The sequence below is a fragment of the Mesorhizobium sp. USDA 4775 genome (assembly GCF_054062655.1).
In genome coordinates this window covers 5,090,712-5,111,206 of sequence record NZ_JBSSFM010000001.1, presented here as the reverse complement: position 1 = coordinate 5,111,206, position 20,495 = coordinate 5,090,712, and the positions used below count along the sequence as shown (strand labels likewise).

Here is a 20,495-nt window from a genome sequence, read left to right as displayed (position 1 = left end):
GGCGGCGGCCGTTCCTGCCGGACCTTCCCTCACATCTGTGCGCAACGCCGGGCTTCCGGCCATCGGTGCTCGACGGGCCGCGCCTGGGTTGCTAAGCCCCATGCCGCGCAGGAGACCTTTTTGAGTCGAGACATGACCGTTGCGATCGAGATGGGACACACCACGGCGGGCGCCCCAGCGAACCTCGATCTCGAGGAACTGCTGGCGACCCGCCTTCTGGTGCAGGGCAATTCGGGCTCCGGCAAGTCGCATCTGCTGCGCCGGCTGCTCGAGCAGAGCGCGCCCTGGGTGCAGCAGACCATTGTCGATCCCGAAGGCGACTTCGTCTCGCTCGGCGAGCGCTACGGCCATCTGGTGATCGATGCCGAGGAGCACACCGAGCGCGGCCTGCAGGCGGCCGGCGAGCGGGCGCGCATCCACCGTGTCTCCACCGTGCTCAACCTCGAAGGGCTCGACGCCGAAAACCAGATGCGGCGCGCCGCCGCCTTCCTCGGCGGGCTGTTCGAGGTTGCCCGCGACCACTGGTACCCGATGCTGGTGGTGGTCGACGAGGCGCAGCTGTTCGCGCCGGCGGTGGCCGGCGAGGTTTCCGACGAGGCGCGCAAGCTCTCGCTCGGCGCCATGACCAACCTGATGTGCCGCGGCCGCAAACGCGGGCTCGCCGGCATCATCGCCACGCAGCGTTTGGCCAAGCTCGCCAAGAATGTCGCGGCCGAAGCCTCCAATTTCCTCATGGGCCGCACCTTCCTCGACATCGACATGGCGCGTGCCGCCGACCTCTTGGGCATGGAGCGGCGCCAGGCGGAAGCGTTTCGCGACCTCGAGCGCGGGCAGTTCATGGCGCTGGGGCCGGCGCTGTCGCGGCGGCCGCTCGGCCTGCGCATCGGCCCGACCGACACCAGCCCGCGCAACGGCACGCCGCGGCTGATGGCGATGCCGGAGGCGGCGCTGGAGGACGCCCGCGCGATCATCCTGGCGGCGCCGCCGCCCGAGACGGTGCGCACGCCGCGCCGGGTGGCGTCACCCGACCTGCTCGACCAGCTGATGGCGGCAAAGTCGGCGGCGCTGGAAATCCGCCCCGAACCGGCGGAACCGCAAATCAGCGCCGAGGACCTGGCGGAGCGGCGCGAGCGGGTCGACCGCGTGCTGCGCGCCATCCTGGCGCAGCCCGATGCGGGTTTTCGCGTCATTGGCGTGCTCTACCAGGAATTCGTGGTGCGCTGCCGCATCGAGGGCCTCGCCTCGGTGGTGCCGGACCTCGCCGAATTCCGCCGCATGCTGACGCGCGCCCGCGCCGGCCTCGGCTCAGAGACGACGCAGGACGATGCGTGGCGGGACGTTTCCGTGCGCGCCTCGCTGCTGCCCGACGACATGCAGGGCGTGTTCATGATGATCGCGCGCGCGGCCAAGGAGGGCTGGCCGTGCCCGAGCGACGCCGCGATCGCGCGCGCCTATGGTTCGCACTCGCTGCGCCGCGCCCGCCGCCTCCTGACCTATATCGAGGAGCAGGGCCTGATCGTCTGCCAGCTCGACGGCACGGGCAAGCGCACCGTGACGCTGGTCGAACTCGCCTGGGCCACCGCCCCCGGCGACCCCAACGCCGAGGAGGCGGAGCAGGGGAGCCTGGCGCTGTGAGGGGGGCGTTGGCGCGTGCGACTCCTGGTGCGACATCGATGCACGGGGCAAGACAAGGCTGACCGGTCAGCCCGCCGCCGCAATGCCGGCGTGGTGGCTGCCCAGCTGCCATAGGGGCAGGGGGAAGCGGCCGTGCTGCACTTCGAGCAGGCGGAATCCGGCCCCGCCGATCAGCCGCAGCGGATCGCGGTTGAGGTGGCAGCCGCCGGCGATCGATCCCCACAGCCGGTTCAGCCGCTCCTGCCAGCGGCGGCAGCGCGGGCCCTCGGCCTGGCCGTGCTCGATGAAGATCAGCCGGCCGGTCGGCTTCAGGACGCGGCGGATTTCGCTCAGCGCCGCCTGAGGGTCCGGAATGGTGCAGAAGGCATAGGTGACGACCACCGTGTCGGCGATGCCATCGGCCAGGGGCAGGCTTTCACCACCTGCGCGGATGCATTCGACGGCGAAGGGCATGGCGCGGCTCTTGGGTGCTGCGAGGCCGAGCATGGTGCCGTCGGGGTCGATGCCGACCAGCCGCTCGACCCTGGCGGCGTCGTAATAGGGCAGGTTGAGGCCCGAGCCGAAGCCGACCTCCACAACGACGCCTTGCGCAAGCGGGATGACCCGCTTGCGCATTTGCGTGAAGGCGCCGGCCGAACAGCCGGCATGGACGAAATACGGCGCGACGCAGCGCGCGTACCAGGAGAGGCAGGTCTGGCACATGGCTCAGCCTCCATGTCTGGTGTTGGCGCCTAAGGTAAGCCGTTCTGGCGTGTGATGGCTTGATGTATTGACCGGTGACATTTCTCGCTCCAAGGGAGTTGATCGGGCCGGATCGGCGCGATTTCGCGGGGATGGATAGAAGGCCGGCGTCCCCTCAACGTCCTCTCCTTGCGCGGCCGCGTGCGGATCGATGGAGCTGATACAACTCAGGCTTCTGGGTTTTCCGGAGTTCCGGCTGGACGGGCGGCGGATAGAGCTCGCCTTGCGCAAGGCGGCCGCGCTCGTCATCTACCTCGCCGAGGCCGGCGGACCGGTGGCGCGCGACGTCGCCGCCACGCTGCTGTGGCCCGAGGCGGACGCGGAAGCCGCCCGCGCCCGCCTGCGGCGCACGCTCTACAAGATCCGCGTCGCCTTCGGCGAGGAGATCATATCAGCCAGCGCGGCATCGCTCAGCCTGCGCCCGGCAGTCGAGGCCGACGCCATCGCCTTCGACCATGCCTGCGACGCCGGGCGTCTCGACGAGGCCGCCGGCCTCTACAGCGGCGACTACCTCGCCGGCTTTTCGCTGCCGGATTGTCCCGAATTCGAGGAATGGGTGTTTTTTCGCCGCGAGGCCTTGCGGAGCCGGCTGGTGCAGGCGCTGGAGCGGCTGGTGGAAGCCAGGATCGCCGGCGGCGCTGCGCGGACTGCCGTGCTGCACGCGACGCGCCTCGCCGCCCTCGACCCGTTGAGCGAAAGCGCGCACCGCCATTTGATCCGCGCCCATCTGGCGGCCGGCGACCGGGCGGCGGCCGAGCGCCAGGGCGAGACCTGCGTGCGGCTGCTGCGCGACGAACTCGGCGTGGCGCCCGACCCCGCCACGCTCGCTCTGCTGCGCGCCAGCGACGCCGAAGCGGAGATGCCCAGAACCCGCTATGTCGCCGTGGACGGCATCCATATCGCCTACCAGACCATAGGCAGCGGCCCGGCCGATATCGTGCTGGTTCCGGGCTTCATCTCGCATGTCGAGCGGATCTGGGAAGACAGGAGCTGCCGCGCCTGGCTCAGCGCCGTGTCACGGCTCGGCCGGCTGATCCTGTTCGACCGGCGCGGCATGGGCCTGTCCGACCGCGTCGGCGCCCGCCCGACCGTCGAGGCGACCGCGCGCGACATATTGGCTGTCATGGATGCGGCCGGCAGCCGCAAAGCCGTGCTGGTCGGCGCCTCGGAGGGCGGGCCGGGCTGCATCCGCTTTGCCGTCGACCACCCCGACCGGCTGAGCGGCCTGGTCCTGTGGGGCTCGCTCGCCAAGGGCAGCCGCGCGCCCGACTACCCCTTCGCGCTCACCTCGGCGCAGTACGACCTCTGGCAACAGCGCCTGCTTGCCGGCTGGGGCGGCCCGGCGGAAATCGAAACCTTCGCGCCGAGCGTCGCCCAAGACCGCCAGGCGCGCGCCTGGTGGGCCGGCCTGCTCCGGGCCGCCTCCAGCCCCGGCGCCGTCGCCGGCCTGCTGCAGGCGCTGCGCGACGCCGACGTGCGCCCGCTGTTGTCAAAAGTCAGGGCGCCGACGCTGGTGCTGCACCGCAGGGGTGACCGGGCGGTGCGGGTCGAGGCCGGGCGGTATCTGGCCGCGAAGATTGCGGGGGCACGATTTGTCGAGGTGGAGGGGGAGGATCACTGGTTCTGGGTGGGGGAGCAGGGGGTGTTGTTGGAGGGGATTGGGGGGATGGTAAGGGGTGGGTGAGGGGGCGGCAAGGCGATGTAAAAGTGCACTGTCACCGTAATTCGCCAATGATGGGTGTTGCCGGCGATGACGCCCGCCGCCGAGGGCAGCACCAGGGGTTCGGCGAGTGACAGGGACGGGCCTTGATCAGGCCGATAGGAGCAGTCCGCCCACGAGCAGGCTCGAGGTGACGTGGAGCGCCGTGACGGCCTGCCAGTATTTCACGCCGGACGGCGGGTCTCGTGCTCAACGCCGGGGAAGCCGCCGACGCGCGGCGTTCAGAATGCCTTGAAAGTATCCCTGAAGGTCAACATCACTTGGCCGTTGAATGAGATCGAGAAATCACCAAGCTGGTACTGGCCCTGGCCGTTCTTGACCAGAATGGCGCCATCGACCTTGTTGGAGCCGCTCTCGACGCTTCTGACGATCCTGTCGACGTAGCGAAGGCTGCTCCTGGCGGAAAGCATGTCGTTCTTGGCCACCTGTTGCGCCAGACGTTGCAGCTTCGGGTCGTCGCCGACACTTTGCATGCGCTCCTCAACTGCCTTGGGGGTCAGACGCGCGAGCGTGTCGTTCAGAGCCGGCAACGCCTTTTGCAGGCTAATCAAGGCATCGGATGCCATCCTGGTGGCGTCGCCATAGTTCAGGCCCTGGTTGGCAATCGTCTTGTTGGCCTGCGCCTGCGGGCTGCGGTCGGCGGCGGCCTCCATCTCGTCCTGGACGGCCCACATATAGGCATGTTCGTCCATGGCCATCACCGTCTCCCGCGTCTCGCCGGCAGGGATGAAGTGGCGCTCGACGGTGGAGTCCTTATGCTGGCGGTCCGCCTCGACCATCGAGGCGATGAAGCGCGTATACTCGGCATAGAGCTCGCCATAATTGGCCTTGCCGGCATGCATGTTGGGGTCGTCCGCCGTGGTGGTGGAGGAGGCGGACGAAGCCGCCGGCACATCGGGGGCCTGGCCGAAGCTGCCGAACAGATCGTATTCGGTGCCATCCTCGTCGCCGGTCGCGCCCGGACGAATGACCGGGGCCTCGGTCCGCAACGCCGTGCCCGCTTTGGCGAATGTCTGCTGGTTGGTGCCAACAAGGCCGCTCCTGGCCGACAGCAGCTTCTGTATCGTAACGGTGAGGTCGGAACTGATCTGCATCGAGCAATCCTTGAATGCCTTGCCTGCGATTCGCAGAATGAAGCATGGCCGTTAAGCAAGGGTTGAAAGTGAGTGCCGGAAGGAAATAGTTATTCTGACACCAGTAGCGCTCGCCAAATATAATTCAACGACAACTAATATAATTGGCAAATCCGCTGAAGCGACGATTTTCTGAAAGCTGATTGTATTGCGACGAGATCTGGACGCGTGCAGGCGATAAATTCATGGCCTGTCGCTCAAGGTTCCTGTCACCGCTCCTCCACGATCCGCAAATAAGCCGCCGTCACGAACAGCACGATCAGCCCGAACAGGATGCGCCTTGCCCCCTCCGGCATCTGCAGGATCGTCAGCAGCGTCGTCAGCACGGTCAGGATCAGAGCACCGACGATGGTGCCGGTGTAGCCGCCGCGGCCGCCGAAGATGGAGGTGCCGCCGATGACGGCGGCGGCGACCGAGGGCAGGACCAGCGGTTCGGCGAGTGAGAGGGACGGGGCCTTGATCAGGCCGATATAGAGCAGGCCGGTTATGCCGGCGAGCAGGCTGGAAGTGACGTAGAGCGCCGTGATGACCTGCCAGTATTGCACACCCGAGAGGCGCGTCGCGTGCTCATTGTCGCCGACGGCGTAGAGCAGGCGGCCGAAGCCGGTGCGGGCGAGCGTGAAGACGATGAGTGCCGCCAGCGGCACGAACAGCAGCAGAGCGTTGGGGAAGCCTGATGTGACGCCGGTGCCGAGCCAGGCGAGGAAGTCGGGGATTTTCGCGCCCGAGGCGATCACCGTGCGCTGGTAGACCTGCAGGCAGCCTGTGCCGATCAGGCTGGTGCCCAGCGTCATGATCAGCGGGTGGACGCGGAAGACGCCGACGCCGATGCCGTTGACCAGGCCGATCAGCACCGCCGGCATCATCGCCAGCAGGAAGGCGATAGCCGGGTCCTGGTTGACGATCTGCGTGGCCATGATGAAGGCGCTCATCGTCGCCACTGTGCCGACCGACAGGTCGATGCCGCCGGTCAGCATGGTCATGGTCTGGCAGCCGGCGAGGATCGCCAGCGGAATGGCGAATTTGATGGTGTTGGCGATCCAGCGCTCGTTGACGATGCCGGGGCGCAGGATCTGCAGGATCACCACCAGGATGATGAGCAGGATGATCAGCGGGACGAGCGGCCGGTCGGCCATGAAGCGTTTTATGCGGCGGCCGAGGGGGACGGGGGGAGGCGTAATCGCGGTGGTGCTCATGGGGTGGGTCCGGTTCGCGATGGGGTGAGGTTCTGCGAGGCTAGCGCCCTACGGCGCCCCCCTCTGGCCTGCCGGCTATCTCCCCCACGGGTGGGGAGATCGGCTGTTGTCGCGGCTTTCGCCAATCTCCAACGTTGCTGAGAAGAGTGGGGCGCCAAAGCTGCTGATCTCCCCCCTCGTGGGGGAGATGTCCGGCAGGACAGAGGGGGGCGTCGTAGGGCGCAGCGCTTCATTTCATACCCACCCCTCATTGCCGCCCCCGCATCGTAATAAACGCCCCGAACATCACCACGGCCACCATGATGGCGCCTTCGATGATGGCGGTGACGTTGGGGTCGATGGCGAGCAGGGTGAGGTCGGTGCGCACCAGGCGCAGCACGAAGACGGCGACGATGGGGCCGAGCAGGCCGCCCTTGCCGCCGCCGAGCGCCACGCCGCCCAGCACCACGGCGGCAACGCTGGCCAGGAGATAGGGGCCGGGGATGGGCGCGCCGATGCCGGTGCTCATGGTCAGCGCCAGGCCGCCAAAGGCGGCGAACAGGCCCGACAGCGCATAGGCGATGATGCGGGTGCGCTTGACCGGCACGCCTGAGCGGAACGCCGCCAGCTCGCTCGAGCCGATGCCATAGATGGACAGGCCAAGGCGCGAGCGCCTGAGCGGTATCCATATCACGCAGAGGCAGACGATCAGCACCAGCAACGCCTTCGGGACCCAGGCGTCGATGGCCTCGGGCAGGCCGGGGATCGGCACGGTGCCCGAGATCATCGCCTTCAGCCATTCGGCGGCGGCGCCGCCGGGCGCGTCGAGCACCAGCAGGGCGGCGCCCTGCAGCACGAACAGCATGGCGAGCGTGACGACGATGTCGGGCACGCGGGTGACGACGATCAAGAGGCCGTTGAGCGCGCCGAGGACAAGACCCATGGCGAGCACGAAGGGCACGACGAACAGCGCGTATTCTTCGGAAGCGCCCGCCATCATCGAGGCGGCCGTGACGCTGGTCAGCGCCATCATCGCGGCGACCGACAGGTCGATGCCGCCGGCGATGACCACCACCGTCTGCGCCGCGACCGCGAAGGCATACGGCAAGACTGCCCGCGCGAGCGAGCCGAAATCGCCGCTGCCATAGCCGGGCTGGATGATCCTGGTGGCGATGAACAGCACGATGAGCAGGGCGAACAGGCCGATGACCCAGCCCTGGCGGCGTAGGAAATGGCTCATGGCGCCGTCCCCGAAGACGGGGACTGGGGATCGGCCAATATGCCGATATCGGCCTTGGCGCCGCGCGGCAGGCCGTAGGCGGCGCGCATCAGTGCCGGCTCGTCGGCCTCCTCCACGGCGAAAATGTCGACGAGACGGCCGCCGAAGATGACGATGACGCGGTCGCAGACGCGCTGCACCTCTTCCAGTTCCGAGGTGTAGAACAGCACCGACTTGCCGTGGCCGGCGAGCTCGCGCAGCAGCTTGTAGATCTCCTGCTTGGTGCCGACATCGATGCCGCGCGTCGGGTCGAAGCACAGGATGGTGCGGGCGTCCGCCGCGATCCAGCGGGCGATGGTCACCTTCTGCTGGTTGCCGCCCGACAGGCGCTGCACCTCGCCCTGCGCGCGGGTGTCGATCTGCAGCCGCTCGATGGCGCTGAGCACCTTTGCGCGCTCGCGGCGCATGGGGATAGGTCCCCAGTTGCGCAGCGCCGCACTGAAGGGCAGAGCGATGTTTTCACGCACCGAGCGCTGCATGGCGAGCGCCTCGGACCGGTCGCCCGGCACATAGGCGATGCCCGAGCGGATGGCGTCGATCGGGTGCGAAAACTTCACTGGGCTGCCATCGACCTCGATCGTGCCGCCCGAGGGGCGGATCGAGCCGGCAAGGGCTGCGAACAATTCGTCCTGGCCCTGGCCTTCCAGCGCCACGACGCCGGCGACTTCGCCATCCCTGAGATCGAAGGAGACGTCGTTGAGCTTGGCGCCGACGCGCAGATTGTGCACGGAGAGCCGCGGCCGGGCAGGGGTGGGTGCCGCCTTCTCGGCGGCGCTGCGCGCGGCGACATGGGTTTTGACGATGCGGGTGCCGAGCATCAGCTCGACGATCTTTTCCTCCACGCCCGGCACGATGTCGACGACGCCGACGGTCTCGCCGTCGCGCAGCACGGTGGCGCGGTCGCACAGCGCCGAGATCTCGACGAAGCGGTGCGAGATGAAGATGACGGCGCGACCGGCATCGCCCTGGCGGCGCACCACTTCCAGCACTTTTTCGGCAAGGTTGGCGGGCAGCGCGGCCGTCATCTCGTCGAGCAGCAGCACATCGGGCTCGACGGCCAGGGCGCGCGCGAGGTCGAGCACGCGCAGCACGGCCAGCGGGATGTCGCGCGCGGTGTCGCGCAGGTCGAGGTCCGCAATGCCGAGTTCGCGCACCCAGGCGCGGAACGGCTCGACCGGCGTGCCGGTCAGCCGCAGATTGGACAGGACGTCGAGATCGGGGATCAGCGACGGCTCCTGGTAGACGGGCAGCAGGCCCGCGCGGCGGGCGGCGGCGGGCGAGCGTATGTCGCGCGCCTCGCCCCGGATCAGGATGCGTCCGGCATTGGCCGATATCGCGCCGGTCAGGATCTTCACCAGCGTCGACTTGCCGGCGCCATTGGCGCCCATCAGCGCATGCACTTCGCCCGGCAGGACGGAGAGCGACGCGTTGCGAAGGGCGGCAACCGCGCCGTAGTTCTTGGCGACGCCAGTGGCGTCGAGGAGGGGGCTTTGCGGCAACGGGTTTGTTGTCAAAATGTGTTGTTCTCGATCTCTGCGGCGGTGCGGCAAGTCGGCCGAAGGCGGCGACTTTCCTTCCCCCCTTGTGGGGGAAGGTGGATCGGCGCGTAGCGCCGAGACGGATGAGGGGTGTTCCAGCGGAGTGAGACGTCGGCATTCCCTGGAGCACCCGTCATCCGACCTCGCTTCGCGAGGCCACCTTCTCCCACAAGGGGAGAAGGAAGAAGCGCGTCCAGCCCTTACTCGCCCGGCCCCTTGCAGGCGACGATCTGGTCCTTCGTATAGGTCGTCCAGTCCGGGATCGAGATCGAGACCGGCCATTCGGGGCTGAGCGACGGGTCGGCGGCGGCCTTCAGCTTGGCCTTGCCTTCCTCGGTGGCGTTTTCCCAGAGCTGCGGCTGCACCAGCACGGTCTGCTGTGCCGGCTTCTTGCCGTCGAGGATCTGCAGCGCCAGCGTCACGCCCGCGCCGCCGATCGAGCCGGGGTTGGTGACGGCAGCGCCGACGAGGCCCTTTACCGAGCTCAGCTGGCCGACGAAGCCGGCATTGTCGGCACCGACGATCGGCACCAGCGGCGCCTGCGATTCCACCAGCGCGTCGACGATGACGTTGTCGATGCCGGAGGTCCAGATGCCGTTGATCGGCGTTCCCGTCGACAGGAAGGAGAGGATCTGCTGCTTGGCCTGGTCTTGCTGCCAGCCGGTGAAGACTTCCTGCGCCACCTTCACGTCGGGGAATTCGGCCAGCGCCTTCTTGAAGCCTTTGTCGCGGTCGGAGTCAGCCGAAGCGCCGGCGGCGCCGCGCATGTAAAACACCTCGCCCTTGCCGCCCATCTGCTGGAACAGCCATTTGGCGCCGAGATAGGCATATTCCTCCTGGTTGTTGGAGATGATGTAGGCCGACGGCTCGGTGACCGCCTGGTCGACGGCAACGACGACGATGCCGGCCTTGGTGGCTTCCTCCAGGCCCGCCTTGATGCCGGCCGGATCGGCCGGGTTGACGACGATGGCGTCGACCTTGGCGCTGATCAGGTTGCGGATGTCTTCCAACTGGCCGGCGGCATCGGTGTTGCGGTGGGCGATGTTGAGTTTCGCCACTTCGCCGGAAGCCAGCGCCTGCGCCTTCATGGCGCACACCATCTCCTCGCGCCAGCCATTGCCCTGCACGGTGTTGGAAATGCCGATCGTGTATTTGCCGGCGGCCGACGAGACGCCCATTGAGGCCAGCAAGGCAGCGCCCGCAAGGAGCGGGACCATGGTCAGGATTTTCTTCATTTCAGACTTCCTCCACATTGTTTTTCAGTTTCAGTTCCAAGTCGTTGAGGCATGCCGTTCAGAAAGAGAGTCAGGCGGCTCAACTCGTTGTTCTCCGCATGTCGTTACCGGCATGCTTTTCACTTGACGTAGGGTCGCAGAACGTCGCGGGCGAGCAGAAAACCCCGCTTCACCTGCTCGTCGCTGCCTTCAAACCGCCTGTCCTCATGTTCGATGATGACCGATCCGTCATAGCCGGCGCGGTAGAGGCCGGAGAAGAAGCCGCTCCAGTCGACATCGCCCAGCCCCGGCATGCGCGGCACCTGCCAGCCTATCCCGGCCGAGAGGATTCCGCGCTCGTACAAACCATCATGATCAATCATCAAATCCTTGGCGTGGACATGCAGCATGTAGGGGCCGAATTCCCTGATGAAGCGGGCCTGGTCGATCATCTGCCAGACCAGGTGCGAGGGGTCGAAATTCATGCCGATATCGCCGCCCCAGGTCTCCAGGATGCGGCGCCAGACCTGCGGCGAATAGGCGATGTTGTGCCCGCCCGGCCATTCGTCATAGCTGAAGATCATCGGGCAATTCTCGAAGGCAAGCTTGATGCCATGGCCGCGCGCAAAAGCGACGATTTCGGGCCAGACTTTCAGCGCGTCCTGCCAGTTGACGTCGACGGTCTTGGACGCATCGCCGCCGCAGAAGGTGTTGACCACGGGCACGCCGATATTGGCGGCCAGCACGATCACCTTCTTCAGATGACCGATCACCGCCTCGCGATGCGCGGCGTCGGGATGCAGCGGATTGGGATAGTAGCCGAGGCCTGAGATGGTCAGGTGCCTTTCCGCCAGCGAGGCGGTGATTTCTTTCGCCTTTGCGGGCGAGGTGGAGGCAGCGTCGATATGGCTGGTACCGGCATAGCGCCGCGTCGCACCGGAGGTTTTCGGCCAGCAGGCGATTTCCAGCGCCTCGAAGCCGGCAGAGCTGGCCCAGGCGGCGACATCGGCAAGCGGCGTCTCCGCGAAGGGTGCGGTGAGCAGTCCAAGTTTCATAGTGCCTCCCCTGGCCGTGTCTTCACGGTCGATGTTTATAATGCCTATTGTTTGGATCGTTTCAACCTTGCGGCCTCATCATGTTCGAGACTGTGCCGGACAGCCGCCATCGGATCGTCCGAAAGCAACTCGCCCAGCGCCGAAGTCACGGCCGCGCGAAACGCAGCGTTCGCGGCAAGGCCAGGGTCGAAGATCGTGTCGATGGCAAGGATGGCCGAAGCCAGAGCCGGTGCATCGCGGCCAGTGGCGTCGGCGATCTCGGCGACTTTGCCGGCATAGGGATCCGACACCGGCCAGCGTTTGCCGAAGCGGTCCGAGGCCTGGATCAGATAGGCCATCCAGCCGGCGACCGGCACCGACAGCAAGCCGATGGAGGCGCCCTGGCGCAGCCGGTCGCGGATCGGGTTGAGCAGGCGTTGCACGATCTTCTGCGAGCCATCGGTGGCGATCTGGTGGTTGCGGTGGCGGATCGCGGTGTTCTTCAGCCGGCCGAGGCTCTGCTCGACATAGGCCGGTGGATCCATGCCGGGCACCGGCATCAGCGTCGGCAGCGTCTGCTCGACCAGCATGCGCCTGATGAAGGCCGACAGCAGCGGGTCGGCGATGGCATCCGATGTATGCTCCAGCCCGGCCAGCACGCCGAGCGTGGCGAGCGTCGTCTGGGCGCCGTTCAACACCCGCATCTTGAGATGCTCGAACGGCGTGACGTCGTCGACGAAGGTCGCGCCGACCAGGTCCCAGCGCGGCACGCGGCCGGCGAATTTCTGCTCGATCACCCATTGCCGGAACGGCTCGCCGACGGCGACGGCGGCGTCGCGGTAGCCGAACCATTGCTCGACACTGTCGAGATCATCCTGCGTCACCGCCGGCGCGATGCGGTCGACCATGGCCGACGGGAAGGCGGCATTGGCCGCGATCCAGTCGGCAAGGCCATTGCCGCGCCGTTCGGCAAAGCTCCGCACGACGGTTTCCAGGATGACGCCGTTGGCCGGGATGTTGTCGCAGGAGAGCAGCGTCAGGGGCCGGCCATGCGTGGCCCGGCGCAGCTCCAGCGCCCGCGCGAGGATGCCGGGCACGCTGCGCGGCGCATGAGGTTTGGCGAGATCATGGACGATGTCGGGATGATCGAGATCGAGCGCGCCGCTCGACGGGATGTGGCAATAGCCTTTCTCCGTCACGGTCATCGTCACCAGTTCGATATCGCGCGAGGACAGCACCGTGAGTGCCGGTGCGGCACTTGCCTGGCTGTCCACCACCTTCACGATGCTGCCGATGACGCGAGCCTCGATATGGCTGTTTTCGCGAATCAGCCTTGTGTAGAGCCCGCTCTGCCGGCCGAGCGTGTCGGCAAGGGTGGGCGGACGGATATTGATGCCGACAACGCCCCAGCGGTCGAACTGGCGCGCCAGCAAATCATCGGTGTATTCGGCCTGGTGGCAGCGGTGGAACGCGCCGACGCCGAGATGCGCCATGCCAGGCGCAAGAGTTGCCCGGTCATATCCAGGCGTCCGGACAGCGGCCGGAAGCTGATCCAGCAAGGCCGGCCCGAGCGTTTCCGGCGCTGTCGAAGCGGCGTTCACCGGTTCGCCCCGATCACCGACTGCTCCTGGTCGATCACGGCGCCGGTCATCGGCCCGGCCGCGTCGGAAAGCAGGAAGACGGCAAGGTTGGCGATATCGTCCGGCTTGAGCAGCCTGCCGAAAGGCTGCGCGGCATTGGCGGCGTCGAGCCAGCCCGGACCGTGGCCCAGCGTCTCGGCCTGCATCACGCGTTCGGCCGGCGTGTCGGTCCAGCCGACATTGATGCCGTTGACGCGGATGCGGTCGAAACGGTGGGCGTTGGCGGCGTTCTTGGTCAGCGTCGCAAGCGCACCCTTGGTGGCGGAATAGACGGCGAGTTCGGGGGAGCCGCAATGGGCGTTGATCGACAGGATGTTGACGATGGCGCCGGGCTCCCCGCGCTTCCTCATGTCGGCAATCGCCGCCTGCATCAGGAAGAACGGCGCGCGCGCATTGACGGCGAACAGCGAAGCCCAGTCGTCGAGGCTGGCATCGAGGAAGGAAGCGCGGTCGGTCAGGCCGGCGGCGTTGACGAGGCCATCGATGCGGCCGAAGCGGTCGATGCAGGCCTGCGCCAGCAGGACAGGGGCCTGCGGGTCTCCAAGGTCGGCGGCGACGAAGACGGTCGGCGTCCCGATGGCCGACAGTTCCGCCGCCACGGCGTCGCCGCGCTTGCCGTCGCGTCCGGTGATCAGCAGCCCGCCGGCGCCGGCGTGCGCCAGCGCCTCGGCGATGGCGCGGCCGATGCCTTGCGTCGCGCCGGTGACCAGCACGACCTTACCTTGGAGATGAAGCTCCATTCCTCCTCCCGGAACAAAGTTTCTATTTTTTAAAATATGGAACGGCAATTCCCGATAGTCAATTGTGCCAGCAGCGCCTCATGCGCCGCGTTTTGCCGCGACGCCTTGGACCAGCGCCATGCCGACCGCCAGAGACGCCGCCAGCGAGCGGAAGCCGGCGAAGTCAGATTCCACGACTTCCAGCCAACTGTCCGACAAAGCGATCAGCGGGCTGAAGGTGCTGTCGGTGATGGTGACGATGCGGGCCTTGCGTTCATGCGCCACCGCGACAAGGTCGGGCGTGATCGAATTGTAGGGGCTGAAGGAAACGGCCAGCACGGCATCTCGGCCGCCGATGCAGCCGACCTGGTCGAGCGCGGAGGAGCCGACATTGTCGACCAGCACATTGCGCACGCCTTGCTGCGACAAGGTCAGCGACAGATAGGCGGTGACCGGGAAGGCGCGCTTGGAGCCGATGACATAGATCAGCTCGGCCGCCGCCAGCAGCGTCACCATCTTCTCGAAGCTCTCGACGTCGAAGCCGGTCTCGATGCGGCCGAGCGAGGCCTGCGAGGCGCCGACCATGCCGCGCAGGAAATGCATGGCGGCGTTGGGTTCGACCTCGGCGCGCGGCTCGCCGCGCGCTTCCGGCCAGGAGCCCTTTACGTGTTCCTTGAACAGGCCCTGGAAATCGGAAAAGCCGGAATAGCCGAAGATCTGGGCAAAGCGCACCAGCGTCGAGGGCTGCACGCCCGCCTGTGCCGCCACCTGGGCGATGGTGCAGAGTGCGACATCGCTCGGATGCTGCCACATGAAGATCGCCACCTGGCGCAGCCGCTTGGGAAAATGCACGGTGCCGGAGGAGAGCACAGCGCGCAGTTCCTCATAGGTCTGCGGCTTGATGTAGCCCAACGCCGCCAGCGAGCGCCCGCGCTTGCGCGTCGCCGCCTCGTCGGCATGAGATCGTCCCGAAGATTTGCCCGCCCCACTCATGATCGCAGGCTAGCGTGGCACAATCGTATTACAATACGGAAATTGGAAATTGTGTTCGAAAGTGTTAGGCCTCACCGTCGTCATCCTAGGGCGAAGCAGGAGCGAAGCTCCGGCGCGGAGACCCTAGGATCCATGCCGTGACGGAAGGGAAAATTCCGCACCGTCGCAACGCCTTGAAGTCACGGCATGGATCCTGGGGACTGCGCCGCGTCGCTGCGCTCCTTGCTCCGCCCCAGGATGACGAAGTGATAGGTGGAGGAGAAAACATGGTCTACGCAACATCGGATGGGTCGGCGGGCAAGCGCCTGAGGGTCGGCATGGTCGGCGGCGGCCGCAATGCCTTCATCGGCGCCGTGCATCGGCTGGCCATGCGCCTCGACGACCAGATCGTGCTGGTGGCCGGTGCGCTGTCCTCCGACCCGGAGAACGCCGCCGCCTCGGCCGCCGAGATCGGCATCGCGCCGGAGCGCAGCTATGCCGATTATCACGCCATGGCGCTGGCGGAAGCCGGGCGCCCTGATGGCATCGAGGCGGTCGTCATCGTCACGCCCAACCATCTGCACGCACCGATTGCCACCGCCTTCCTCGAGGCGGGCATCGATGTGATCTGCGACAAGCCGCTGTCGACGACGCTCAGCGACGCCGAGGCGCTGGTGACGCTGGCGCGCGCCAAAAAACGCCGCTTCGTCGTGACGCTGAACAACACCGGCTACGCCATGGTCCGGCAGGCGCGCGAAATGGTGATGGCGGGCGAACTCGGACGGATCGTGTCGGTGCATGGCGCCTACATCCAGGACTGGCTGACCAAGCCGATCGACGCCGAGGGCCAGAAGCAGGCGGAATGGCGCACCGATCCGGCGCGGGCAGGGCAGTCGGCGGTGCTGGCCGATATCGGCGTGCATGCCTTCAATCTGGCGAGCTATATCTCAGGCTGCGAAGCCGAGGCGGTGTCGGCGGACCTGTTCACCGCGGTGCCCGGACGCCGGCTCGACGACAATGCGCATGTCATGGTGCGCTGGGCGGATGGAGCACGCGGCACGATCCTGGCCAGCCAAACCTCGCCCGGCCACTACAACGATCTGTCCGTTCGCATCTATGGCGACAAAGCCGGGCTCGAATGGTCGGGCGGGCGGCCGGAGGAACTGCGCTTCTCGCGCTATGGCGAGGAAACCCGCACGCTGGTGCGCGGCGGCCATGGTTCGACCGAAGAAAGCCGGCGCGTCTCGCGCATGCCGGCGGCGCATCCGGAAGGCTATATCGAGGCCTTCGCCAATTTCTACCGCGACGCCGCCGACATCATCCGCGCGCATCGCTCCGGTGGCGTGGTCGATGCCGCGCGTGCGGCGCGGGTGCCGGACGTTGTCGATGGCGCGCGCGGCGTGAAGTTCGTCGCGGCGGCGGTGGAGTCGAATGCGGCGGGTGGCGCGTGGACTGCGGCGCGGTTTGCGGGGTGACAGCCGATCTCCCCTACGAAGGGAGATTGGCAGCTTTGCCGCCGGCAATCACCCGATCCCCAGCCGCTTCGCCAGATCCGACAGCATCGGGCGCTGGCCCTGCAGAAGTTTTACCTCCGCCTCCGGCAGGCTGAACCAGCCGGCCCTGTCGACCTCCGGAAATTCTTTCATCGACCCAGATCGCGGCGGCCATTCCATGGTGAAGCTGTTGCTCTTGATCGTGGCGACATCGATCTCGGTGCTAGCCTCGACCGACCAGGCAATGACGATCTTGCCGCCCGGTTGCTTGTAGTCGCCGAGGCGCGCGAAGGGGCCGTCGATTGTGATGCCGAGCTCTTCCCCGGTCTCGCGTTGCGCTGCCGCCAGTTCGTCCTCGTCCTCGTCGACGAGGCCTTTCGGGATCGACCAGGCGCCGTCGTCCTTCTTTGCCCAGAACGGGCCGCCCGGGTGAACCAGAAGCACCTGGATATCCCCATCGTTTCGACGATAAATCAGCAGGCCCGCACTGCGTTTTGCCATTTTTGCATGTCCGTTTGCGGCGCCGGTGCGAGGCCCGCCGATTCTTGAGTCGATCATGCGTGCTGAGCTTGCACCGGGAAATTGCGACGCTATGTCAGATGCATCTGCATTGCACCTCATCCGCGAGTTCGGCAATCTGATAGCATCGATTCTGGGGCGGCGTCGAAATCAGTTGGGGCGTCCGGAATGCAACTCGGTCTGATCGGCTACTACAGCGATTTCGTGGTCTATCCGCTGGTGATCGCCCTTCTGGGCGTGGCCGGGCTGATCGAGGCCGGGGAGGAGAGTGCGCCGGACTGGATCGGCACGGTGGTGATCTGTCTCGGCCTTTGGACGTTGATCGAATACGTCCTGCACCGCTTCGTCCTGCATCATGTTCCCTACATCAGGGATCTGCACGACCGTCATCACGTCGAAGAGCGCAGTCCGGTGGGCACGCCGACCTGGCTCAGCCTGGGCGTGCATGCGTTGATCGCGCTGCCCATCTGGTTGCTCTCGGATTTCGCGACCGCCAGCGCGGTCGGCTGCGGGCTGATGCTGGGCTATCTCTGGTACATCAGCGTCCACCACATGATCCACCACTGGCATCCCGCCCATCCCAGCTATCTCTACACGCTCAAGCGCCGCCACGCGGTGCATCACCATATAGACGACAACGCCAATTTCGGCGTGACGTCGCTTTTCTGGGATCGGGTTTTCGGCACGGCCCGGCTTTGAGGGCAGTAGGGCAGCCGTTCAACGTCGCTTGCCGCGGCCGGCGGGTGACTTGGCGCCGCGAGGTCCCGTCTGAACCGGCGTGTTGTTCTGGTTTTCGTCGGACAGTTTGCGCCAGCGGGCCAGGCGCTCCGGATCGAGCGTGCCGGCCTTCGACGCTGCCTGCACCGCGCAGCCCGGCTCGTGCATATGCGTGCAGTCGCGGAACTTGCACAGCGGCGCCAACTCGGTGATTTCGGCGAACAGCGTGTCGATGCCGTAGGCGACGTCGCTGACCTGCAGCGTGCGCATGCCCGGCGTGTCGATCACCCAGCCGCCACCGGCAATGGCATGCAGCGACCGCGCCGTGGTGGTGTGGCGTCCCTTGGCGTCATGTTCGCGAATGGCGCCGGTCTGCTGCGGTGATTGCTGCGCGGATCCGGCCAACGTGTTGACCAGTGTCGATTTGCCGACGCCGGAGGAACCGATCAGCGCCACCGTCTGCCCCGCGCCGCACCAGGCCGCGAGGGCGCCCGCGGCGTCCGCGATGCGCGGGTTCAGCGTCACCACGGCCAATCCGCGCTGCAGCGCGGCGGCCTGGCTTTGGTACGCCTCGGCGTCCTCGGCCGTATCGGCCTTGGTCAACAGGATCACGGGTGTCGTTCCGGCCTCGTTGGCCAGCGCCAGATAGCGTTCGAGCCGGGCGATGTTGAAGTCGGCATTGCAGGACGTGACGATGAACAGCGTGTCGACATTGGCCGCTGCCAGCTGTGGCCCCCTGCCGCCCTGGACGCGGCGCTCAAGAACCGTCTTGCGGGTCAGGCGACGCCGCAGAAGGTGACTGTGCGGCTCGACCAGCACCCAGTCGCCGACGGCGTAGTCGCCGGTGGTGGCCTGCGGCGCCAGGGATAGGTCGGTTTGTCCCGTCTGCGACAGGCCGCTCAGCCGGTCTCGATGGACCATGGCAATGCGGGTCGGGATGAGGTCTGCATCGCCCGGTTCAAGCTGGTCGCCGAAAAATTCCGACCATCCAAGGCCGGCAAGGGAGGGGGAAGAGGCCGTCACGGCTTCGACCAAGGGCACGGCGTCGCTGACATCGGACAGTATTCCCGGCAGGATGGAGAGGCGCGGACCTCTCGGGATGGGCGATCCGCCCGTCCCGCTGTATGGGCGGCACGGCGGGGTTTGGCAAGCGTTGCCGGTTGTCGCAACAGCCCGGTGAAGATAGATTTGTGTCGGGGTCTGAAGCAGGGGGCGCGCCGGGAATGCTTCTGCCATTCTTGCATTGGCCTGCAACTCGTCGCCACGGCAGGCTGAAATATCTGGCTCTTTTCGCGCCGTTCATCCTCTTGTCCGGCTACATCGCCTATGGCTTTGTCGGCATCCAGATTGACTCGCCGCTCGCCGCCTTAAGGCACTTTGCCGCGTTCCCCAACTGTGCGGCCGCCCGCGCCGTCGGGCTTGCCCCCGCGCGCAGGGGACAGCCGGGCTATTGGCCGACGCATGATTCCGACAAGGACGGGATCGCCTGCGAGCCTTGGCATGGGGGAAGCGGCAGCGGCGTCAGCGTGCATCGCTATTGGCGGACCGGCAGATAGCTCACAGTTCCTTTTCCGCCAGTTCCCTGAATTCGTCAGGCACGGAGCGCGCCGCTTCCAGCGCCACCGTGCCGTAGCCGACGGCCTGCTTGCCGAAGCGTTCGCGGATCTTGTCGATGGCGCGGTCGGCGCCGAAGCGGGCGAGGCCTTTTTTGCTGCCGGGCCGGCGCTTCTCGTCGGCGAGGCCAAGCGGCAGGTCGAGCTGCAGTTCCGCGCTTTCCTCCAGATGCGAGACCGAGATCGCCAGCAGCGAGATGGTCTTTTCGCGTGAATGGTCGGCGAGCACGCCGCGCACAAGGTCGCCGGCGATCTCGGCCAGCATGGTGGTCGCCGAGATAGGCTGATCCAGCGTGATCGAACGCGTGACGGCGCTGAGATCGGCAAAGCGCACGCGCACCGTCACCGTGCGGCCCGGCCGCGCCTTGGCGCGCAGCCGGCTGGCGACGCGGTCGGCCAGATGCAGCAGCGTCGGCACGATCACCTGCGCCACGGCAGGCTTTTGCCCAAGCGCCGATTGCGCGCCGGCCGAGTGTGCCCGGCGCCCGGTCTCCAGTTTCCGCGGATCGCGGTTCCATGCGAGAGCGGCGAGCTTTTCGCCGGCGGCGGGACCGAGCAGCCGCGTCAGCGCGCCGCTATGCGTCCTGGCCAGCTCGCCGATGGTCTCGATGCCGATTTCGGCCAGCCGCGCCTTGGTCGCCGGACCGACGCCCCACATCAACGAGACCGGCAAATCGTGCAGGAAGGCCAGTTCGTTGCCGGGGTCGACCACCACCAGCCCGTCGGGCTTGGCGACCTGCGAGGCGATCTTGGCCAGATGCTTGGTGCGGGCGACGCCGATCGAGATCGGCAGGCCGAGTTCGGCCCGCACGCGGCGGCGGATCTCCGTGGCGATCTCTTGCGGCTGCCCGAACAGATGCGTGCAGCCGGCGACATCGGCGAAGGCCTCGTCGATGGAAATGCGCTCGACCACCGGCGTGAAATCGTCGAGCACCTTGATCGCCGCGTCGCCCAGCCGCTGGTAGTGGCTGAAATTGCCGCCAACGAAGATCAGTTGCGGGCAAAGCTCGCGCGCCTTGCGCCCCGGCATGCCGCCGCGCACGCCGAAGGCGCGCGCTTCATAGGAGGCGGCGAGCACCACGCCGCCGCCGACCGCGATCGGCTTGCCGCGTAGCGACGGGTCGAGCAACTGCTCGACCGAGGCATAGAAGGCATCGAGATCGGCATGCAGGATGGTGGCTGTCGTTTCCATCCGGCTGCATATCCGCGGTTGCTGATGGATCGGAACGAATAGAGAACATAACATGTACATCTGTCAAGCGGCATGTCCGCGTCCGGCTGTATCGCCTGCTCTCTTCCCCGCGAAAATTGCGCGGCCCATGTCGGATCGCGGTTTTCAACTACGTCTTCAAG

The 20,495-nt window shown here is 66.8% G+C and carries 18 protein-coding genes; 5 read left to right on the top strand and 13 right to left on the bottom strand.

Annotation, left to right across the window (positions count from 1 at the left end; translation table 11 throughout):
• Window positions 1–132: 132 nt before the first annotated feature.
• Complete coding sequence (locus tag ACVILI_RS24985) at window positions 133–1,635, top strand: ATP-binding protein (protein WP_027047069.1); 1,503 nt, start codon at window positions 133–135, stop codon at window positions 1,633–1,635.
• 66 nt (window positions 1,636–1,701) lie between these two features.
• Here ACVILI_RS24985 and ACVILI_RS24980 read toward each other — a convergent pair whose 3' ends face one another.
• Window positions 1,702–2,337, bottom strand: a complete 636-nt coding sequence (locus ACVILI_RS24980; RefSeq protein WP_019859390.1) for a class I SAM-dependent methyltransferase — start codon at window positions 2,335–2,337, stop codon at window positions 1,702–1,704.
• 190 nt (window positions 2,338–2,527) lie between these two features.
• Here ACVILI_RS24980 and ACVILI_RS24975 point away from each other — a divergent pair, with 190 nt between their 5' ends.
• Window positions 2,528–4,060, top strand: coding sequence for an alpha/beta hydrolase (locus ACVILI_RS24975; protein WP_240564488.1), 1,533 nt, complete (start codon window positions 2,528–2,530; stop codon window positions 4,058–4,060).
• 257 nt (window positions 4,061–4,317) lie between these two features.
• Here ACVILI_RS24975 and ACVILI_RS24970 read toward each other — a convergent pair whose 3' ends face one another.
• The 9 genes from ACVILI_RS24970 to ACVILI_RS24930 form a co-directional block, all read right to left on the bottom strand.
• A complete protein-coding gene (locus tag ACVILI_RS24970) occupies window positions 4,318–5,190 on the bottom strand; it encodes a hypothetical protein (RefSeq protein WP_038648011.1) in 873 nt (290 codons plus the stop codon).
• 248 nt (window positions 5,191–5,438) lie between these two features.
• Window positions 5,439–6,425 carry an ABC transporter permease gene (locus tag ACVILI_RS24965; protein WP_038648008.1) on the bottom strand — a complete coding sequence of 329 codons (987 nt, stop codon included), beginning with the start codon at window positions 6,423–6,425 and terminating at the stop codon, window positions 5,439–5,441.
• Between the two features lie 247 nt (window positions 6,426–6,672).
• Window positions 6,673–7,644, bottom strand: a complete 972-nt coding sequence (locus tag ACVILI_RS24960; protein ID WP_038648006.1) for an ABC transporter permease — start codon at window positions 7,642–7,644, stop codon at window positions 6,673–6,675.
• On the bottom strand, window positions 7,641–9,182 hold the full coding sequence (locus ACVILI_RS24955; protein ID WP_038648003.1) for a sugar ABC transporter ATP-binding protein: 1,542 nt from the start codon (window positions 9,180–9,182) through the stop codon (window positions 7,641–7,643). The genes ACVILI_RS24960 and ACVILI_RS24955 overlap by 4 nt, the downstream gene beginning before the upstream one ends.
• A 239-nt stretch (window positions 9,183–9,421) precedes the next feature.
• Window positions 9,422–10,456, bottom strand: coding sequence for an ABC transporter substrate-binding protein (locus tag ACVILI_RS24950; RefSeq protein ID WP_027047068.1), 1,035 nt, complete (start codon window positions 10,454–10,456; stop codon window positions 9,422–9,424).
• A gap of 119 nt (window positions 10,457–10,575) precedes the next feature.
• The gene (locus ACVILI_RS24945) at window positions 10,576–11,490 is read right to left on the bottom strand and encodes a sugar phosphate isomerase/epimerase family protein (protein WP_038648001.1); all 915 of its coding nucleotides are present in this window, start codon (window positions 11,488–11,490) and stop codon (window positions 10,576–10,578) included.
• Between the two features lie 44 nt (window positions 11,491–11,534).
• Window positions 11,535–13,070 carry a mannitol dehydrogenase family protein gene (locus ACVILI_RS24940; RefSeq protein WP_038647998.1) on the bottom strand — a complete coding sequence of 512 codons (1,536 nt, stop codon included), beginning with the start codon at window positions 13,068–13,070 and terminating at the stop codon, window positions 11,535–11,537.
• On the bottom strand, window positions 13,067–13,849 hold the full coding sequence (locus ACVILI_RS24935) for an SDR family oxidoreductase (RefSeq protein WP_038647996.1): 783 nt from the start codon (window positions 13,847–13,849) through the stop codon (window positions 13,067–13,069). The genes ACVILI_RS24940 and ACVILI_RS24935 overlap by 4 nt, the downstream gene beginning before the upstream one ends.
• 78 nt (window positions 13,850–13,927) lie before the next feature.
• A complete protein-coding gene (locus ACVILI_RS24930; RefSeq protein WP_038647993.1) occupies window positions 13,928–14,821 on the bottom strand; it encodes a MurR/RpiR family transcriptional regulator in 894 nt (297 codons plus the stop codon).
• Window positions 14,822–15,087: 266 nt separating this feature from the next.
• On the opposite strand from ACVILI_RS24930, the gene ACVILI_RS24925 reads away from it, so the two are divergent.
• On the top strand, window positions 15,088–16,275 hold the full coding sequence (locus ACVILI_RS24925; RefSeq protein ID WP_038647990.1) for a Gfo/Idh/MocA family protein: 1,188 nt from the start codon (window positions 15,088–15,090) through the stop codon (window positions 16,273–16,275).
• A 48-nt stretch (window positions 16,276–16,323) separates the two neighbouring features.
• On the opposite strand, the gene ACVILI_RS24920 is transcribed toward ACVILI_RS24925, so the two are convergent.
• Window positions 16,324–16,794: an NUDIX domain-containing protein gene (locus tag ACVILI_RS24920; protein ID WP_027047067.1), complete on the bottom strand. Its 471-nt coding sequence runs from the start codon at window positions 16,792–16,794 to the stop codon at window positions 16,324–16,326.
• A 186-nt stretch (window positions 16,795–16,980) separates the two neighbouring features.
• Between ACVILI_RS24920 and ACVILI_RS24915 the strand changes: the two genes are divergently transcribed.
• On the top strand, window positions 16,981–17,511 hold the full coding sequence (locus ACVILI_RS24915) for a sterol desaturase family protein (protein WP_019859376.1): 531 nt from the start codon (window positions 16,981–16,983) through the stop codon (window positions 17,509–17,511).
• Window positions 17,512–17,529: 18 nt separating this feature from the next.
• Here the strand turns inward: ACVILI_RS24915 and rsgA are convergent, their stop codons facing one another.
• Window positions 17,530–18,570, bottom strand: a complete 1,041-nt coding sequence (rsgA, locus tag ACVILI_RS24910; RefSeq protein ID WP_019859375.1) for a ribosome small subunit-dependent GTPase A — start codon at window positions 18,568–18,570, stop codon at window positions 17,530–17,532.
• Window positions 18,571–18,752: 182 nt separating this feature from the next.
• On the opposite strand from rsgA, the gene ACVILI_RS24905 reads away from it, so the two are divergent.
• Window positions 18,753–19,085 carry an excalibur calcium-binding domain-containing protein gene (locus tag ACVILI_RS24905; RefSeq protein WP_038647988.1) on the top strand — a complete coding sequence of 111 codons (333 nt, stop codon included), beginning with the start codon at window positions 18,753–18,755 and terminating at the stop codon, window positions 19,083–19,085.
• Window position 19,086: 1 nt separating this feature from the next.
• On the opposite strand, the gene dinB is transcribed toward ACVILI_RS24905, so the two are convergent.
• Window positions 19,087–20,334, bottom strand: coding sequence for a DNA polymerase IV (dinB, locus tag ACVILI_RS24900; RefSeq protein WP_202379920.1), 1,248 nt, complete (start codon window positions 20,332–20,334; stop codon window positions 19,087–19,089).
• Between the last annotated feature and the right edge of the window lie 161 nt (window positions 20,335–20,495).

What these genes read in the sequence shown, in the direction of transcription:
- ACVILI_RS24935 (WP_038647996.1), bottom strand. Translation starts at nt 13,849, where the DNA reads ATGGAGCTTCATCTCCAAGGTAAGGTCGTGCTGGTCACCGGCGCGACG.
- ACVILI_RS24985 (WP_027047069.1), top strand. Translation starts at nt 133, where the DNA reads ATGACCGTTGCGATCGAGATGGGACACACCACGGCGGGCGCCCCAGCG.
- ACVILI_RS24950 (WP_027047068.1), bottom strand. Translation starts at nt 10,456, where the DNA reads ATGAAGAAAATCCTGACCATGGTCCCGCTCCTTGCGGGCGCTGCCTTG.
- ACVILI_RS24920 (WP_027047067.1), bottom strand. Translation starts at nt 16,794, where the DNA reads ATGGCAAAACGCAGTGCGGGCCTGCTGATTTATCGTCGAAACGATGGG.
- ACVILI_RS24975 (WP_240564488.1), top strand. Translation starts at nt 2,528, where the DNA reads ATGGAGCTGATACAACTCAGGCTTCTGGGTTTTCCGGAGTTCCGGCTG.
- ACVILI_RS24970 (WP_038648011.1), bottom strand. Translation starts at nt 5,190, where the DNA reads ATGCAGATCAGTTCCGACCTCACCGTTACGATACAGAAGCTGCTGTCG.
- ACVILI_RS24925 (WP_038647990.1), top strand. Translation starts at nt 15,088, where the DNA reads ATGGTCTACGCAACATCGGATGGGTCGGCGGGCAAGCGCCTGAGGGTC.
- ACVILI_RS24980 (WP_019859390.1), bottom strand. Translation starts at nt 2,337, where the DNA reads ATGTGCCAGACCTGCCTCTCCTGGTACGCGCGCTGCGTCGCGCCGTAT.
- ACVILI_RS24945 (WP_038648001.1), bottom strand. Translation starts at nt 11,490, where the DNA reads ATGAAACTTGGACTGCTCACCGCACCCTTCGCGGAGACGCCGCTTGCC.
- dinB (WP_202379920.1), bottom strand. Translation starts at nt 20,334, where the DNA reads ATGGAAACGACAGCCACCATCCTGCATGCCGATCTCGATGCCTTCTAT.
- ACVILI_RS24965 (WP_038648008.1), bottom strand. Translation starts at nt 6,425, where the DNA reads ATGAGCACCACCGCGATTACGCCTCCCCCCGTCCCCCTCGGCCGCCGC.
- ACVILI_RS24915 (WP_019859376.1), top strand. Translation starts at nt 16,981, where the DNA reads ATGCAACTCGGTCTGATCGGCTACTACAGCGATTTCGTGGTCTATCCG.
- ACVILI_RS24930 (WP_038647993.1), bottom strand. Translation starts at nt 14,821, where the DNA reads ATGAGTGGGGCGGGCAAATCTTCGGGACGATCTCATGCCGACGAGGCG.
- ACVILI_RS24960 (WP_038648006.1), bottom strand. Translation starts at nt 7,644, where the DNA reads ATGAGCCATTTCCTACGCCGCCAGGGCTGGGTCATCGGCCTGTTCGCC.
- ACVILI_RS24905 (WP_038647988.1), top strand. Translation starts at nt 18,753, where the DNA reads ATGCTTCTGCCATTCTTGCATTGGCCTGCAACTCGTCGCCACGGCAGG.